Below are 17017 nucleotides of genomic sequence, written 5' to 3'. Positions count from 1 at the left end.
CCCAGTCGGGGAGGAGCGACTTCTCAAACGCCAGACGGTGCCCAGCTGGCCTACCGGAAGGGAGCTGTCGGGTTTGGGGCGTCTACGCTACCCGGCGCAGTACTGCAGGGTGATTTCGGACTTCTGCGCCTGATCGCCGACGAGGGACTGATAGCTCACGGTGTTGCCGGCGCAGCCGAAGTCTGCCTTCAGCTTGACGCTGAGTTGGAGACCGGTGAGCGTGGTGTTCGCCTCACCGATGTCTTTGCCCGTGACATCGGGAACCTGAACCAAACCATTAGAGACGACCAGGTTGACGGTTTCGCCCTCGCGGATGATCGCGCCGTCTGCAGTGCGTTCGGCATCGCCGCGTGGGTCTGAACTGATAACAGTTCCCTTGGAGAGATTGGGCGAATAGGCCTGAGAGCTAGTGCCGTAGACAAGTCCCGCCGATTCCAGCATCGAGATCGCCGCATCCTCTTGCATGTTGCTGACGTTGGGCACGGTCACGGGAGTACGACCAAGCGATACAACTACTTCGATTTCAAGACCAGGAGGAACTACCTGTCCTGGGCTTGGATCAGTGCGAATAATGACACCCTCATCGATGGTTTCACTCGCTTGATTGACGCGCTTGGGCACCAAATCCAACTCGGAGAGCACAGAAGCACCTTCGTCGTAGGTCATTGAAGCTACGTCAGGAACCTTTACCGAGTTCGAGCCACTGAGTTGGGCAGGAGTCAGACTAAATGCCCAGACCACCACAGTGACGATGACCACGGCCATTAGCGCGATACCGCCCCAGATCCACGCAACAGGCGGACGGTTCTGGGTTCGAGGAGTGCGATCATTCTCATCAACGGCAAGTTGACGGAAAGTGGCATCGCTGCCGGCAGTCGCCTTCGGATTCACGCCGAAAAGAGTGGCGTTGAAATCTGTGGGAACGAGTTGCTTACGTTCAGGAACAGAGCCCGCTGCTGCTGACTCAACATCAGTGCGGAACTCTGCCGCGCTCTGATAGCGGTCATAGCGGTCCTTGGAAAGCGACCGAAGAACTACGGCGTCGAGCGCCGGCGAAACTGCAGCGGTCGAGGTGCTCGGCGGGATCGCCTCAGAGTTGACGTGCTGGTACGCCACGGCGACCGGGTTGTTGCCGGTGAACGGCGGGTTGCCCGTGAGGAGCTCGAAGAGCACAACACCTGTGGAGTAGAGGTCAGAACGAGCATCGACACTCTCACCACGCGCCTGCTCAGGAGAGAAGTACTGCGCGGTTCCAACGATAGCGCTCGACTCTGCGATGGTTGCGGCCGAGTCAGACACAGCACGGGCGATGCCAAAGTCCATGACCTTGACCTGCCCACTGGTCGTGACCATGATGTTGCCCGGCTTGATGTCACGGTGCACGACACCAGCACGGTGAGAATACTCGAGCGCCGTGAGTACCTGAGAAACGATGCGGGCGGCCTCTGCCGGAGCAAGAGCGCCCTCTGCAACGATGTCTTTGAGGAGACGACCGTCGACGTATTCCATGATGATGAACGGGATGAGCGTCTCGTGCCCAGAGGGGTCGACAACTGACTCTTCACCGGCATCGAAAATGCGCACAATCGTGGGGTGCGCCATCTTCGCCGCGTCGTGAGCTTCCCGACGAAAACGAGTCCGGAAAGCAGGATCGTTAGCGAGCGACGGCTTGAGCAGCTTGATGGCAACTCGACGCCCCAACCGCGAATCAACACCAAGGTGAACATCCGCCATACCGCCGTGGCCGAGAAGCTCGCCAATTTGGTATCGCCCAGCGAGCTGGCGTACGCCCTGTGCCACGCCTTCGCTCACTAGTTCACTCCTGTTTGTTCTCGTGGGGTAAATACCGTTTTAGTCTATCGGCTGCTCTTCTTGATCTTTGGTTACGGAGCCCCAACGGTCACGGTAACTGGCGACGATTTCGGCGAGTCCGAGAGACCCGTGCATACGGCGCTGTACGAAACTGTGGTCGACTCCCCGACCGTTGACGGGAGCTGGATGTCGAAGCCCGTGCTGTTTGGATCCTGTGCGGAGGTTCCAGAATCCGGGCCACCCTGAATAAGGAAGTTGAAGCCAGAGAGCGGATATCCATCGGGGCATCCCGTGTAGGTCGCCCACTTGACCGTCACGACGGCATCCGGCAGGTACGGCCCGCCGGGAGTGATGGTGTTCGCTATCGGGACTGTAGGAGTGGGGGTTGGGGCTACGGCAACTTTGTCATAGAAGTAGACCGTGATGGTTGAGCCTTCCGTGACGTTACCGACCGGTGTTACGGAATACGAAAGTCCGACCTTTTCGATGGACTCTGCAGCACTTCCGACCCGAGGATCAAGAACGAGACCCTTTTCGTCGAGGATCTGCTGAACAGCATCTTGGTAGCGATCGAGCACCTCATCTTCAGCGAGGGAAACCTTTTCCGCTGTCGGTTCTACTGACGGTGTCGGCGCACTCGACGTCGGTGTGCCGGAGGTGGGCGCGACCGGCACTTCTTCGTCGGGGTTTGCGAGCAGCGCGATGATCACGGCGATCAACACAACGGCAAGCAAGGAAATGAGCGCGACGATAGGCCACGTCCAGGGATTGCGCTTCTTGGGCTCATCGACGAGTGCAGTCGTCGTAACACCAGTAGCCCCTGCGGTGTTCAAAACTCGGGTTGCTTGGGTGGAATTGCCGTAGTTGAGCCCGACCGTCGCGGCATGAGAGTTATCTCCCAAAATTCCGGGGACGGCCGTTGCTGCGGCAGCGACGTCACCACGACGTAGCGACTGAGCCGCACGTGACAGGTGCGATGCGGATGCCGGACGATCTCCTGGCGATTTAGCGAGGCAAGCGTAAACCAGATTGCGCACCGGTTCAGACACCGTCATCGGCAGCTCAGGCGGAGTCTCGTTGATCTGCGCCATCGCGATCGCGACTTGAGATTCGCCCGTGAACGGACGACGCCCGGCTAATGCCTCGTACGCGACAATGCCGAGGGAGTAGATGTCGGTCGTTGGCGATGCCGGATGACCGCTGGCCTGCTCTGGGGACAAATATTGCACTGTTCCCATGACTTGACCAGTTGCCGTGAGCGGTACTTGGTCCGCAATGCGAGCAATTCCGAAGTCGGTGATTTTGACGCGACCTTCTGGAGTGATGAGAAGGTTTCCGGGCTTGATGTCGCGGTGCACGAGACCTGCCGCGTGAGCAGCCTGGAGTGCCGCAGCGGTTTGAGCGACCATGTCGAGCACGCGGTCAGGATCGAGCACCCGCTCACGTTCGATGATCGCGCTGAGAGCTTCGCCGGGAACAAGCTCCATGACGAGGTAAGCACTACCGTCTTCCTCGCCGTAGTCGAAGACATTAGCGATGCCCTCGTGGTTAACGAGTGCGGCGTGACGAGCTTCCGCGCGAAAGCGCTCAAGGAAACCGGGGTCGCCAAGATACTCATCCTTGAGGATTTTGATCGCAACCGTTCGACCTATTACGAGGTCTGTGGCTTGCCACACCTCGCCCATGCCACCAATCGCTACGCGACTGGAGAGTTGGTATCTACCGCCGAATGTGAGTCCGCTCGTTGGTCTCATCTGTTTAGCACCGCCTCTAGTACTTGACGCCCAATTGGTGCGGAGATGCCACTAGAGGTACCGGACTGTCCTAGCCCGCCACCATCTTGGACAACTACCGCGACAACAACTTCTGGATCATTTGCCGGCGCGAATCCAGTGAACCACAGTGTGTAGGGCTCACCTTCCCCGTTCTCTGCTGTACCGGTCTTTCCTGCGACCTCGACCCCATCAATGCCGGCATTAGAAGCTGCCCCGTTGTTGACCCCGTCCACCATCATCTGGGTGAGCGCGGCCGCCGTTTGCGGACTAATTGCCTGACCGAAAAGGGTCGGTTCGAAGGACTGGATCGTTGTGAGATCGGATGCCATGATGCTCTCAACAAGGTTGGGTTGCATAAGCGTGCCGCTGTTCGCGATCGCCATCGAAACCATCGCAATCTGTAACGGTGATGCTCGAACGCTGGATTGGCCGAATGCCGAGAGCATTGTTTGCGGCTGGTCAAGCGCGCGGGGGTAAACGCTTTCGGTCGAATCAAGAGGAATGGAGACGCTCTCATTGAAGCCAAATTTGTTGGCCTGTTCACGAATCGCGTTCGAGCCCAAAGCGTCGCCAAGCTGGGCAAACGGGATGTTGCACGACAGGCGGATCGCGGTAGCGATCGACGCTGTGCTTCCGCTACCGCAGGTTGCGCTGTCGGCGTTGCTGATGACAAAGGAGGTCTCGGGGAGCTGAAGTTCTGCGGGGTTCGGGAAAGTGCTGCTGGCCGTGTACTCGCCGCTCTCGAGTGCGGCCGCCGCAACAACAAGTTTGAACGTCGACCCAGGAGGATCCAATGGGCCAGCAAGAGTGCGGTTGAAGAATGGACCATCCGGGTCGTTGAGGAGACGGTCATAGGCGTCGATCACCGCAGCAGTGTCGTGCACGGCAAGTTCATTCGGATCGAAAGTTGGTTTCGAAACCATTGCCAGGACTTCGCCGGTCTTGGGGTTAATCGCGACGACGGCACCCTTATAGTCACCGAGCGCATCCCATGCAGCCTGCTGAACCACAGGATCGATAGTGAGCTCGACTGCAGCGCCCGTCGGGTTCTGGCCCGTCAAGATTGAATTGACCTGATCGAAGAACTGATCGTTGGATGATCCACTCAAATAGTCATTAAGTGAATTTTCGAGGCCAGTGTTTCCCTGGTTCAACGTGAGGTACCCGGTGACGGGCGCGTACAGCTCACCCTGAGGGTAGACCCGCAAAAACTTGAATTCATCGTCAGCAGGTTCAGATAGGGCGATGGCAACGCCATCCACCAGAATCGGACCGCGTTCGGCTGAGTAACTTGCGTAAAGGGTGCGTACGTTTCGGCCATCCGCCTGCAGGCTATCGGCGGTAACAACCTGAATTATGGAGCTAGAGATAAATAAGCTCACGAACATCAGCAACACCACCGTGCTTACGCGTTTGAGTTCGCGGTTCACTGCCCCACCACCGATCGGTTGTCAAGGGACGGCTCAATAACAAGTTGAGGCTGGTGACGCACAGTATCTGAGAGTCGCAACAACAGGGCCGCAATGATCCAGTTAGCGACCAAGGACGAACCTCCGGCGGCCAAGAACGGGGTCGTAAGACCGGTCAGCGGAATAACGCGGGTGACACCACCGATGACGACAAACACCTGGAGCGCGATCACGAAAGCGAGACCGACCCCTAAGAGGCGGCCGAAATCATCTTGACCGGCAAAGCCGATGCGGAATCCACGAGACACAAAGAGAAGGTACAACGCCAGAATTGCGAAAATGCCGATAAGACCTAGCTCTTCGCCAAGCGCTGAGATGATGTAGTCGCTCTCGGCGAGGGGGGTGATATTGGGGCTTCCGCGACCGAACCCGGTGCCTATGAGCCCGCCGTCGGCGAGTCCAAAGAGCCCTTGCGCCAGCTGATAGCTCCCACCCTCTGCGTTGTAAACCTCTGGATTGAAAGGATCGAGCCAAGCGTCGATGCGCCCTGAAATGTAGGTCAGGTACCGGCTGGCGACAAAAGCGCCCCCCAAGAACATGGCCATCCCGAGCACAATCCAACTTGAACGCCCGGTAGCGACGTAAATCATCACGAGAAACAGGCCGAAGTAGAGCAGGGCCGTTCCCATATCGCGTTGGAAGATCAGCACGAGCATGGAAGCTACAAAGACAACAATGATGGGCCCAAGATCACGAGCCCGCGGGAAAGTCATCCCCAGCACCTTGCGGCCAACCATCGAGAGTGAGTCTCGCGCTGACACCAGATAACCGGCGAAGAAAACAGCGAGCGCAATCTTGGCAAGTTCACCCGGCTGGAACGAGAACAAGCCGAACTGAACCCACAGGCGCGCACCAAAGCGGACATCTCCGATAACCGGAGCCAGCGGCAGCAGCAGCAAAACGATGCCGCTGAACATCGCGATGTAACGGTAACGCTGCAGAACGCGGTGATTCTTGATGATGAGGAGAACCGCCATCGCAATGATGATGGCAATGCCTGTCCAGACGATCTGACGGATGCCGCCGCTTGACCACCCCGTAGCTTCCTTTGCCAGGTCGAGACGATAAATCATGGCGATACCGAGCCCATTGAGCACCGTGATTATGGGCAGAATCAGCGGATCAGCATCCCGCGCCGTCACCCGAAGAGTGATGTGCATGCCGAAGACGAGAACGCCAAGCAACCCCGAAAGGCCAAGGACCGTGAACCCGAGGTGACCGATCGCACCCAATTGCACGAGAGCGATGGAACCGAGGTTGATGAGAATTGCCACCACAACGAGGAGCATCTCGAGATTGCGCAGGCGGGCAGGCACCCGCAGCTTAAGGCGGATGCTTTCGGTGATCGCTCGCGGGCCGGCCGTAGCCGAGGCGCGAGCGTCTTGGCTAGGGGAGGCGGGCATCAGACAACGTTCTCACTATTCGGCGAGCATCCTCGAGATCGTGCGCGTTAATCGTGTTCTCGACGCTGGCGCGACGGTACAACGGCAGATCAGTCATCCGAATATCAGTGACCTGGTAGACGTGCGACATCGAAATGGGGCCGATGTCTTGTTGAACACCCTGGTAGATCGCCACCTGGCCATCATCAGCGCCCACGTAGAACTGCTGTTGCGTGTATTGGTAACCAACAATGAGGCCGCCAGCAATGGCCGCAATCGTGATGGTGATGAATGCGATCCAGGAAAGGTGGCGACGGCGAACTCGGCGACGATCCTCACGGATGATCGCCTGATAGTACTCATCAGATTCCGGCTCGAAGTGGCTGTCGTCTGGCTGGGTCGCCTTGAGCGGGTGCAGAAGAAGATTCGGCAGGCGAATGGGCTTTTTGGCGATCGTCGGCTCGAACGACAGGGGCGAGGCAGCCGAACCAACAGTTAATGGTGGGACGTGGGCTGACGTCTCGTCGTCACCGATATCGACGAGCACAACGGTGACATTGTCTGGCGCACCCTGATCGAGGCTTGCCTGAACGAGACGCTCTGTCGCCGCGTCCGGGTCAGTCACGCGGCGCAAGGTTGCCGCAATCTTGTCTTCTGTGACAAAACTGCTCAAGCCATCGGAACACAGTAACCAACGGTCGCCTGACCGGGTGTCAAAAACTTCAGTATCGATTTCGGGGGAGGCGTCTACGTCACCCAAGACTCGCATCAACACCGAGCGGCGAGGATGCACTGCCGCCTCTTCTAGCGTGATGCGACCGCTCTCCACCAAACGTTGAACGAACGTGTGGTCGTGAGTAATTTGCTTCATTTCACCGTCGCGCAGCAAATAGATGCGGGAGTCACCAATGTGAGCCATCGCCATCTTGTTGCCAACACGGACCATTCCGCTGACGGTGGTGCCCATTCCGGTGAGCTCATTGTGCTCGATAACGGTGTCAGAAAGAATGTGGTTGGCCGCGATCAGCGTGTCGTGGAGCACCTGGGCCGCTTCGTCAGGATCCGTGAAGATCCTGTCAGCTTCGACGACATGCTTGACCGTGATTGCCGAAGCTACATCGCCGCCAGCGTGCCCACCCATGCCGTCCGCAACGATAAAAAGGTGGGTGCCCGCGTAGGCAGAGTCCTGATTATTGGCGCGGACCCGACCTACATGGGATGCGGCAGCGCTGTTGCCCGACGTGGCCATCCAGTTACCGTCGCAGTTCGAAGCTGGTAGTGCCGATCTTGATTGGCGTGTTCAACGGGATAGGGGTCGGAACGCTCACGCGTTGGCCCGCTAGGAAAGTGCCGTTCGTGGAATCGAGATCCTGAACAACCCAACTGTCGGCCCACCGCAACAGTCGTGCGTGATGCGTTGACGTGTAGTCGTCGCGAATCACTAGACCAGACTCGCTTGAACGGCCGATCGTCAGCTGCTCATCGGGCAGTGAAATCTCGAGCCCCTCTTTCGAGCCAGAGACAATAACTAGACGCGTGGCATCGAGGGAGCTGCCCGAGACGGGGGCCGGTTGCACGGGCTTTGTCGCCTGCGCCGTGACTGGCGCTTGAGGAGCTGAGGGCGCCGCGGCCGGCGAGGAGTTCTGCACGGGCATCCGTCGAACCTTTTCTCCGAAGAGATCCGAGCGAAGGGCGTACACAATGGCGAAGATGAAGCCCCACATGATTGCGAGAAAAGCGACGCGCAATAGTAGGAGGGTCAGTTCACTCATAGGGTGAACCCCCGGTCGTTGTGGTGATCAGAGGACTGATCGCCATCTGCGGATTGGGCAAGCACACGGAACACGATACGGGTTCGACCGACATCAATCACGGATTCTGGCGCAAGTGGTGCGCGGGAAACCGGAGATCCGTTCAATTTGGACCCGTTGGTGGAGTTGAGATCGTTGACTTCGGCTCTCGTGCCGTCCCACAAGACCTCAACGTGTTTACGGGAGATGCCGTTGTCATCAACCGTGATGTCAGCTTCGCTTCCTCGACCAATGATGGTGCGGGAGTGTACGAGGGGATGCCGTGTGCCGTTGATTTCGAGAACGGGAGTCCAGGCGACCGTTCCTTTGACGCTGACGGAGTCAACCTCGATCATGCCCTGACTCAGCGCGGGGTCAGCGGAAAGTGAAATCGAGATTCCGCCAGAGAAGGAGTAATGCTGGGCGGTGGCGTGACGCTGGACAAGTTCAGTCAACTCGGAAATGAGGGTCGACCCGAGGCCGACCATCCGCTGGTAGTCGGTCTGGCTGAGGCGCACCGTAAAGCTATTGGGCACGAGGATGCGATCGCGTGACACTACGGCGGCCTGCGTGTCGAGTTCGCGGCGCAATGCGCTCGTTATCTCGACAGGTTGCAGACCACTTTTGAAGGTCTTGGCGAATGCGCCATTGACGGCGCGCTCAAGACCTCGCTCAAAGTTGTCCAGAAGACCCAAAGCTCTCCTCGTAATAGCTCATGTTGGTACGTCGATGTTAGCTGTTGAGAGAGGCTAGCCCGTTACCGACGCCGAGCAATTAGGGCAGCAGGCCCATCGGGTCAACGCGCGTGCCGTTGATGTAGGTCTCAAAGTGGAGGTGGGCGACGGTGACATAGCCGGTGCTTCCGCTCAAACCGATGGGAGTCCCCGCGGCAACAGTTTGGCCGGGAGAGACCATCTGTGAGCCCTGAATCATGTGCGAATAGAGAGTAGAAACTCCACTGCCGTGATCGATTTTGACGTACTGGCCCCAACCTCCGCCGTAGGTGACCTGAGTCACGACGCCGGGAGATGCGGAAACAAGGGTCACGCCGCTGCCGGTCATGATGTCGATGCCACCGTGGAACTCAGAGCCGCGGTAGCCGAAGCCATCATTGACGGGTGCGTTTGCTGGCCACATTGCGAGAAAACCGGCGAACTCTCCACCGTAGCTGCCAGCGAAGGAACCTGAGGGGCCCGAGTAGACGGGCTCGGGCTCGGGTGGTGGCTCGACGACGGGCGCCTTGATTGCGAGGGCGTCTCGCGTCGCGGGCGCGATCGCCGCGTCTATCGACGAAGCGAAGGACTGGGCGGGAATGGCTGCGTCGGCTTCTTTCGAAGAGACGGCAGCAGATTGCTGAAGAATTGTGGATGCCGAAGCGGCCGAAGCTGTGGATGGAAGATCGCGCGACGATGGTTCCATGTGTGCTGCGGCTGGAACCGTCACGCTCACGACAACTGCCATGATTGCGCTGAGTGTCAGCATTCGTTTCACGCGGTAACCCCCAGGGGTGTGGTCTGTGCACTGCCAGATTCGGCAGTCCTTGATCATGTCTGGTTGAACCCGGCGTTGTGCACACACGGGCAGCTATCGACCTTATATGACGAAACTGTGAATCGTTAGTGAATTGGTGCTTGAAGCCGAGTCGCTGATCATGTTAGCGCTGTGATAATCTCACTCAGTTGAGTGTTTAACTCGACCCACGCGTGAGTGGCGGAATTGGTAGACGCGCACGGTTCAGGTCCGTGTGTTCGAAAGGACGTGGGGGTTCAAGTCCCCCCTCGCGCACAGTGAAGAACAGCTCTCGAACTGGTGTTTCTCGCCAAGTTTGGGGGCTGTTCTTGTTACCGGCCTCGTACCTCTGCGCAGAGTCAGATGAGAGCACAAAGCGACCGGCTCTGGCCAGCACCGCCAAAGCCACAACGAGAAACGTTCTAGGCTAGATTGATCTTCGGTCTTGCGGCCGTCTATTAGGCGAGGGTTGATGCGATTTTTTAAGGAACTACTGAGTTCCAGAGAGCTTCTCTCTAACCTCACGTTGCGTGAAATCCGGGGCAAGTACAAGCGCACCGTCTTCGGGCAACTGTGGTCGCTGGCGAATCCGCTCGCGCTCATGCTCATCTATACGTTCGTGTTCTCGCTGGTTTTCCGCATCAAACCCGACGTCGGTGACCCCAGTGGGTTGAACAACTTTGCCCTGTGGCTACTGTGCGGGTTGCTGCCGTTTACCTTTCTTTCGACAGTAATTACGAAGGGCGTTGGCTCCCTGGTCGAGAATGCTGTGCTCATTCAGAAGGTGTCTTTTAACCGAATTGTCCTGCCCCTGTCTTTGGTGGGGTCAGCTGGCTATAACTGGATGTTCGAGATGGGGGTGCTCGTTCTTGCTCTGACAATCGCTGTTGGGGTTATGGGCAGCATCATGTTGCAGTGGATTCCGCTCGTGCTTGTAGCGATGCTGCTTCTTGCCGTGTTCGGTGCTGGCTTGGCCCTCATGCTTTCCGTTGCGAATGTCTACTTCCGGGACACTCAATGGTTTGTCACGATCCTGCTGCAGATGTGGTTGTACCTCAGCCCAGTGATCTACCCCAGTTCGATGGTCGCGGATGTATCGAAGCAACTAGGAGGGCTATTCGGAACGCCCATTCAGCTCACGGATATTTACGGCCTAAATCCGATGGTGCATTTTCTCGATCTGTTCCGGAACCTGCTGTATGACAACCGCTGGCCCGATGTGATTACGTGGCTGATCTGCCTTGCGTGGGCAGTCGGCATTTTTATAGTCGGTGTCATCGTGTTCCGACGCAACGAAAGAAATCTGGCGGAGACCCTGTGAGCGAGATTGCGGTACATGTAGACAAGGTGAGCAAAAGCTTCCGTCTCTACCACGAGCGCAACCAGACACTGAAGTCGACGATCATGCGTGGGCGTCGTTCGGTGCACGAGGGTTTCTGGGCCCTCAAGGACGTCAGTTTCGACGTGCCAGCAGGCTCTACTTTTGGCCTCATCGGCAGTAACGGTTCGGGCAAATCCACTTTGCTCAAATGCCTCGCGAACATCTATTACCCCAATGAGGGAAGCATCACTCATAACGGCAAAATGGCGGCGATGCTCGAAGTCGGATCTGGATTTCATCACGAGCTTTCTGGTCGCGAGAACATCTTCCTCAATGGCTCCATCCTCGGAATGACGAAGAAGCAAATCACCGCGAAATTCGACGAGATTGTGGATTTCTCGGGCGTGGAAGAATTTATCGACCAGCCAGTGAAGAACTACTCCTCAGGAATGTTCGTTCGACTGGGGTTCGCTATCGCGATCAACGTAAACCCCGACATTCTTGTGGTCGACGAAGTGCTGGCGGTCGGCGATGCGGAGTTCCAAGCCAAGTGTCTCCAAAAGTTCCGAGATTTCAAGGTTGACGGCAGAACGGTCATCCTTGTCAGTCATGACACGACTGTCGTGCAACAGATGTGCGATCAGGCGGCGTGGCTCAATAAGGGTGAACTGCAGGTGGTCGGGCCAGCAGACACGACGATTGCCGCGTATCAAAACTCGCTGACTGGCCTCGACGACTAATCGTTTTTCGCGGCCACCCGAAATCGGAGCTAGCCGCACGGACGCAAAAACGGCTCTGCATTGGCCGGTGGAGGCCGCACGCTAGTATGGTTTTCGTGCAAATTCGCGAATTATCGGTCCCTGACTCTTTTGAGATCACCCCCATCCAGCGAGCTGATGACCGCGGCGTTTTCCTTGAGTGGTACCGCTTCGACAAGCTTGAAGAGGCGGCGGGCCACCCGCTGAACCTCCGGCAAGCGAACACGTCGGTGTCGAAGAAGGGCGTGGTTCGAGGCATCCATTTCGCCGATATTCCGCCGGGGCAGGCAAAGTACGTAACGGTCACCCATGGTGCCGTTATCGACTACGTCATCGATATTCGCGTGGGCTCGCCAACGTTTGGCAAGTGGGACTCAGTGCGGCTCGACACGGTCGACCGCAAGGCGATCTACCTAGCGGAGGGCCTTGGTCACGCTTTCGTTGCTCTCACCGATGACGCGACAGTGAGCTACTTGGTTTCTGACACGTATAACGCCTCAGCCGAACATGGGATCAATCCGCTCGACCCAGAAGTAGGGCTTGTGTTCCCTCCCGAGGCTGGCGAACTGTTGTTGTCGCCGAAAGACGTGGAGGCGCCCACGCTCGCAGAAGCGCGGGATGCCGGTCTGCTCCCGACCTGGGATGGCGCGAGAACCTACTACGAATCGCTTAACGCGAAGACGGGAAGCTAGCAATGCGCGGCATTATTCTGGCCGGTGGATCCGGCTCACGACTCTGGCCAATCACAAGAGGCATCTCTAAACAGTTGATGCCGATCTATGACAAGCCAATGATCTACTACCCCTTGTCGACACTGATGATGGCGGGAATCAAAGAGATTCTCGTCATTACCACCCCCGAATACAATGATCAGTTTCGAGCTCTGCTCGGTGACGGAAGCGATCTCGGGATTAGCATTGAGTATGCGGTGCAGCCGACGCCGGACGGTCTCGCGCAGGCATTCATCATCGGCGAAGAGTTCATCGGAGATGAATCAGTCGCACTCGTGCTGGGGGATAACATTTTCCACGGCGCCGGTCTTGGTACCTCACTTCGTGCGAACGGCGACCTCGCTGGCGGATTGATTTTTGCCTATCACGTCTCGAATCCGCGCTCCTATGGTGTCGTCGACTTCGACAAGAATATGAAGGCGCTCTCGATCGAAGAGAAGCCTGAGCAACCCAAGAGCAACTATGCGGTGCCGGGGTTGTACTTCTACGATAATTCTGTGATCGAGCTTGCCAAAACCATCCAGCCGAGTGATCGTGGTGAACTGGAAATTACTACGTTGAACGAGCTTTATCTCGACGCAGGCAATTTGCAGGTACAAGTGCTCGATCGTGGTGTTGCTTGGCTAGACACCGGAACGTTCGAGTCGATGATGCAAGCATCCGAGTATGTTCGCGTCATTGAAGACCGTCAGGGATTCAAAGTTGGGTGTATCGAGGAGATCGCGTGGCGGGCCGGCTGGATTGACGATGACCAGCTTGCCGCCCTCGCTGCCCCGCTTGCCAAGAGTGGGTATGGGGTTTACCTCACTGGACTCTTAGAGAACACGATCCACGGCTAAGAGCAAACTCCGGTTGGCGTCTTGGCTCAAGGCTTCCGCGGTCGCTGATGCTGAGTCAGCTCGAACGCCGGCGACGGACTCGAGCTAGCGCTCGTGCACGTAGATTGCTGGCGTTCGATACGACCGCGCGCAGAGGGCCAAAGAACCTCCAGGACTTACTGGCGAGAACGTGGCGCAGAGCTATCGACGCATTCTTGTCCGTGACGAGGGACCGAAGATGTGAGACAGCGCCTGCGGGCAGCAACGTCGGCTCGGCGTCTAGGCGGGCCACGAGTTGTTGCCCCGCCGTTTGCTGTTGCGTGCGAGCTTGTTCGTCGCTCGCGGACGCGTCATGGGCCCATCGACGGTGGATCGAAGTGAACTCTAAAGCCGAGACTATGCCGAGTATTGATGCGCCGCGTGCGATGATTTCCCGGCCTTCGCCGGTCGTCAGAGTCTCGTCGAAGCGGAAGCCTAGTGTCGTGAACAAGGCGCTCGGGAACGCGATGCTTGTCAGTGGCGAAAGGTTCGACACAACGTCGTGCACGGGACCCTGATCCGCAGCCATGGCGGCTTTCGACCATGTGAGCGCCCGGAAACCATCGCGACCATCTGCCCAACGCTCTGAGGAGATGTCTTGCGTTCCCGCTACCGCGCGAACAAGACGGCCCGAATGAGACTGCGCTTCGTTATGAAAAGTTTCGACCCAATGGGCAAACAGGAGATCGCTGTCGTCAACGAACGCAAGATAACGGCCCTGTGCTTTTTGCACTCCGGCATTGAGCGAAAGTGCGCGAGAAGCTCCGGTTACATCGACCACGCGGGCATTGGGAAGAAGAGGACGATAATCATCGACCAGCGCCGAAATCTGCGCTCGATTGTCGTCAACGGAATCGCGCGCGACGACAATGACCTCAAAGTCTCGCGCCGTCTGCGCTGCCAAGCAGAGTAGTGCGTCACTGAGAACTTCCAGGCGGCCGCCGTTCGTCGTCAGGACAACGGAGAGGAAGGGGTCTGACGTCTCTCCCAAAAGCGAGACTTGCAGCTGATCGCGGGCAGCACGAAGATGATCGGTGAAGGCAGGGTCTGCTGCATCCCGGTCGAGGAACATGTCAAACAGGCTGAGCAGCGTTGGTGCGGGGGGATGTTCTGGAGGCATTAGGGTCGTTTTCCGCTCAGTATCGGTGCAGCGCGTAGTTACCGTTGACGAACTGGCCAACATCGTGCTGCCGGTCGAGCGGTGTCGCGAGGCTATTAGAGGCGCGGCGGGATTCCAAGAGCGCTACAGCGGCACGAGAATGTGAGTCTCCCTGTCGCATGAAGGATCGTGAGAGTGACGCGACAAGGTCGGGACGTGAAAACTTGTCGGCAAGAAAGAGTGATGCTTCTGCGGAGTATCTGCGCTCGACTTCGGTAGCTGTCACATCAGAAGTAACGCTCAACCTTTTGTCGTGAAACAGACGTGCGGCCGGGCAATGCACGACTCGGTAGCCAGCGAGCTTGACGCGCCATGAATAATCGACATCGTCGCCATAGAGGAAGAATGTTTCACTGTCGAAGCCTCCGCTCTGCGAAAACACGCTGGTCTGCGTCATGAGGCAGGCACCGGATGCCCAACTCGTGTCTCCTGAACCTGCGTCGAACTCTTTCGGGTGCTCGATGGGGAGCTGCCGCGCGTCAGCGGCACCGACATCGTCGGTTACGCATTGAGCGAGCACTGACACCGCGTGGGGGCCCAGAATGCCGTCCGGGTTGAGAAAGAGCAGAAGGTCACTTGTACCCTGGGCTGCGAGACGATTGTGTCCGCCGCCGTGGCCCAGATTCTCGTCGAAATACTCGTAGACGAATTCTCCGCCCGCCTGCGACGCCAATTGCTCATAGCGACGTATGTCGTCTGAATTGAAGAGTGGTGAAGGGGAGCAATCTCCGACCACATACTTCCATGACGTTATGACGCCAGAACGAACTGCGGCCGACGCGGATACGCGCGCAGCATTCGCCGCACGCTCGAGCTCGAGAATCTCATTCAGGTAAACCACCGACTGAATAGTGAGCGAGCGTGATGCTCCGTTGCCCTCGGTAGTCGCCACAGCCAGATTCTACCAGTGACGTGCTCGCTAGCTGAAGGGCGAACTCCGAGACCCCACGACCCGCTAAGCGGCACAGCGGCACAGCGGCACAGCGCACAGCGCAACGACCGTCCCGTAGTCTAAGAATGTGCGTATCGTCGTTCAATCCCATAGCTCTGCACCCTTCAATTTCGGGGGAGCGGAACTTGCGCTCGTCGAACTACTCGATGAGTGGAGAGTGCTCGATTCGAACGCGCTCTTCCTCGTGATCGCACCGCATCCCGAAGGCAATCTGCGGCCTGAGATGGAGCGGCGGGGTATAGATTTTCGGACCGTTGATTTCGATCCCTTAGTAGGCGAGTTTCCTGACGCTCAGGCGCCATTGTCGTTCACCGAGAACCTCCGCGCGGTTTCTGCCATTGCCGCGACGAGACACATCATTCGCGAGTTCGACGCCGATCTCGTCGTTACCAACACCATCGTTGCGCCGTGGGCGGCAATTGCGGCGAAAGCCGAACAAGTGCCACATATCTGGTTCGCACACGAATATGGCTCGCTGGAGCACGGGCTTTCCTTTCGTCTGGGCCGGGAGGACACGTTCACTGACATCGGGATGCTGTCTGACTTAGTTGTCGCGAACTCAGCAGAGCTCCTCGAACATCTCTCGGAGTGGATACCCCGAGAGCGCCTTCGGGTGATTCATCCCTCCCTTGCCCCGCAACGAGTGCGCGAATTGGCCGGCGAATCTGCTCTAGTGCCGCAAGCTGAGGGCTCCGGCCTAACCGTGGTGATTGCGGGTCGAATCGCGGAGCCGAAAGGTCAGATGGTCCTGATCGAAGCGCTTGCCATTTTGCGAGCAGAAGGCCGCGATGTTCGAGCCCGCATTATTGGCATTTTCTCCGGCGGCTACGAGAAGGCGTTCCGCGATCGGCTCAAGAGATTGGGGGTTGCGGACCAAGTTGAGTTTCTCGGTGACCTCAGCAACCCGTTCCCTGCTGTTCGCGGTGCGGACGTAGGACTGTCACTGTCGTTCAACGAGTCCTTTGGGCGGGTGTCGCTCGAATACATGGCTTTGGGCCTTCCCGTAGTGGTTACTCGCACCGGCATTGCACGCAGCCTGGTCCGTGACGGGGTCGACGGCTATGTGATCGAGCCGGGCAGTGCGGAGGCGCTCGCGGAGGCGCTTCGTCGGCTAGCTGACGACACGGACGCGCGGCGCGCAATGGGAAAGGCGGCTCTGGAACAGGCTTCTGTTATCCATGAAATGCACCCGGTAGAGAAAACAGTGAGTGAGATCAGGGCGCTCGTCGGGGCCATGGAAAAAGACGTCTGGATGCCTCGCTCGCTCGGAGTACTCTTCGAATCACCCGAGTTGCTCGCGTTGAATGAAACCGAGATTGACAACGCCAGAGTCAGCATAACGACGACTATGTCCTGGCGGCTGGGGTCGGCGTTGCTGGCGCCGGTGCGCAAGGTACGCGCTCTAACTTCGAGAGCGACTTCCCGGCGGTGAGCGAGCCCGAGCGCGGGTCGCGTGTGATTTTCGCTGGCGTGGCTCTGCTGACCTCGACGATCCACTGCGG

15 protein-coding genes and 1 tRNA gene are annotated in these 17017 nt (G+C 58.0%); 6 read left to right on the top strand and 10 right to left on the bottom strand.

The window, feature by feature from the left end; genetic code table 11:
• Window positions 1-87: 87 nt before the first annotated feature.
• The 8 genes from pknB to FFT87_RS02210 form a co-directional block, all read right to left on the bottom strand.
• Entirely contained in the window at window positions 88-1812 is a 1725-nt protein-coding gene (gene pknB / locus FFT87_RS02245) for a Stk1 family PASTA domain-containing Ser/Thr kinase (protein ID WP_219949760.1), read from the bottom strand.
• Between the two features lie 71 nt (window positions 1813-1883).
• Entirely contained in the window at window positions 1884-3566 is a 1683-nt protein-coding gene (locus tag FFT87_RS02240) for a protein kinase (protein WP_219949759.1), read from the bottom strand.
• A complete protein-coding gene (locus tag FFT87_RS02235; protein WP_219949758.1) occupies window positions 3563-5017 on the bottom strand; it encodes a penicillin-binding protein 2 in 1455 nt (484 codons plus the stop codon). Before FFT87_RS02235 ends, FFT87_RS02240 begins: the two co-directional genes overlap by 4 nt.
• A complete protein-coding gene (locus FFT87_RS02230; protein ID WP_219949757.1) occupies window positions 5014-6459 on the bottom strand; it encodes an FtsW/RodA/SpoVE family cell cycle protein in 1446 nt (481 codons plus the stop codon). The genes FFT87_RS02235 and FFT87_RS02230 overlap by 4 nt, the downstream gene beginning before the upstream one ends.
• On the bottom strand, window positions 6443-7687 hold the full coding sequence (locus FFT87_RS02225) for a Stp1/IreP family PP2C-type Ser/Thr phosphatase (protein ID WP_219949756.1): 1245 nt from the start codon (window positions 7685-7687) through the stop codon (window positions 6443-6445). The genes FFT87_RS02230 and FFT87_RS02225 overlap by 17 nt, the downstream gene beginning before the upstream one ends.
• Before the next feature lie 4 nt (window positions 7688-7691).
• Window positions 7692-8210 carry an FHA domain-containing protein gene (locus tag FFT87_RS02220; RefSeq protein WP_219949755.1) on the bottom strand — a complete coding sequence of 173 codons (519 nt, stop codon included), beginning with the start codon at window positions 8208-8210 and terminating at the stop codon, window positions 7692-7694.
• Window positions 8207-8923: a DUF3662 and FHA domain-containing protein gene (locus FFT87_RS02215; protein WP_219949754.1), complete on the bottom strand. Its 717-nt coding sequence runs from the start codon at window positions 8921-8923 to the stop codon at window positions 8207-8209. The genes FFT87_RS02220 and FFT87_RS02215 overlap by 4 nt, the downstream gene beginning before the upstream one ends.
• Window positions 8924-9002: 79 nt before the next feature.
• The gene (locus tag FFT87_RS02210) at window positions 9003-9710 is read right to left on the bottom strand and encodes a M23 family metallopeptidase (protein ID WP_255560016.1); all 708 of its coding nucleotides are present in this window, start codon (window positions 9708-9710) and stop codon (window positions 9003-9005) included.
• A gap of 219 nt (window positions 9711-9929) precedes the next feature.
• Between FFT87_RS02210 and FFT87_RS02205 the strand changes: the two genes are divergently transcribed.
• The 5 genes from FFT87_RS02205 to rfbA all read left to right on the top strand — a co-directional run bounded on the left by FFT87_RS02205 (window position 9930) and on the right by rfbA (window position 13386).
• A tRNA-Leu gene (locus FFT87_RS02205) sits at window positions 9930-10013 on the top strand.
• Between the two features lie 196 nt (window positions 10014-10209).
• Complete coding sequence (locus tag FFT87_RS02200; protein ID WP_219949753.1) at window positions 10210-11058, top strand: ABC transporter permease; 849 nt, start codon at window positions 10210-10212, stop codon at window positions 11056-11058.
• A complete protein-coding gene (locus FFT87_RS02195; RefSeq protein WP_255560015.1) occupies window positions 11055-11798 on the top strand; it encodes an ABC transporter ATP-binding protein in 744 nt (247 codons plus the stop codon). Before FFT87_RS02200 ends, FFT87_RS02195 begins: the two co-directional genes overlap by 4 nt.
• Before the next feature lie 95 nt (window positions 11799-11893).
• Window positions 11894-12508, top strand: coding sequence for a dTDP-4-dehydrorhamnose 3,5-epimerase family protein (locus FFT87_RS02190; RefSeq protein WP_219949752.1), 615 nt, complete (start codon window positions 11894-11896; stop codon window positions 12506-12508).
• 2 nt (window positions 12509-12510) lie between these two features.
• On the top strand, window positions 12511-13386 hold the full coding sequence (rfbA, locus tag FFT87_RS02185; protein WP_219949751.1) for a glucose-1-phosphate thymidylyltransferase RfbA: 876 nt from the start codon (window positions 12511-12513) through the stop codon (window positions 13384-13386).
• A 55-nt stretch (window positions 13387-13441) separates the two neighbouring features.
• Here rfbA and FFT87_RS02180 read toward each other — a convergent pair whose 3' ends face one another.
• Both FFT87_RS02180 and FFT87_RS02175 read right to left on the bottom strand, forming a co-directional pair.
• Window positions 13442-14524, bottom strand: a complete 1083-nt coding sequence (locus tag FFT87_RS02180; protein ID WP_219949750.1) for a glycosyltransferase family A protein — start codon at window positions 14522-14524, stop codon at window positions 13442-13444.
• Window positions 14525-14540: 16 nt separating this feature from the next.
• Window positions 14541-15455: a hypothetical protein gene (locus FFT87_RS02175; RefSeq protein WP_219949749.1), complete on the bottom strand. Its 915-nt coding sequence runs from the start codon at window positions 15453-15455 to the stop codon at window positions 14541-14543.
• A 127-nt stretch (window positions 15456-15582) separates the two neighbouring features.
• Between FFT87_RS02175 and FFT87_RS02170 the strand changes: the two genes are divergently transcribed.
• Complete coding sequence (locus FFT87_RS02170; protein ID WP_219949748.1) at window positions 15583-16947, top strand: glycosyltransferase family 4 protein; 1365 nt, start codon at window positions 15583-15585, stop codon at window positions 16945-16947.
• Window positions 16948-17017 lie beyond the last annotated feature (70 nt).

This window comes from Salinibacterium sp. M195, assembly GCF_019443965.1.
Classification (GTDB): Bacteria; Actinomycetota; Actinomycetes; order Actinomycetales; family Microbacteriaceae; genus Rhodoglobus.
This window is presented reverse-complemented; position numbering and strand designations above follow the sequence as displayed.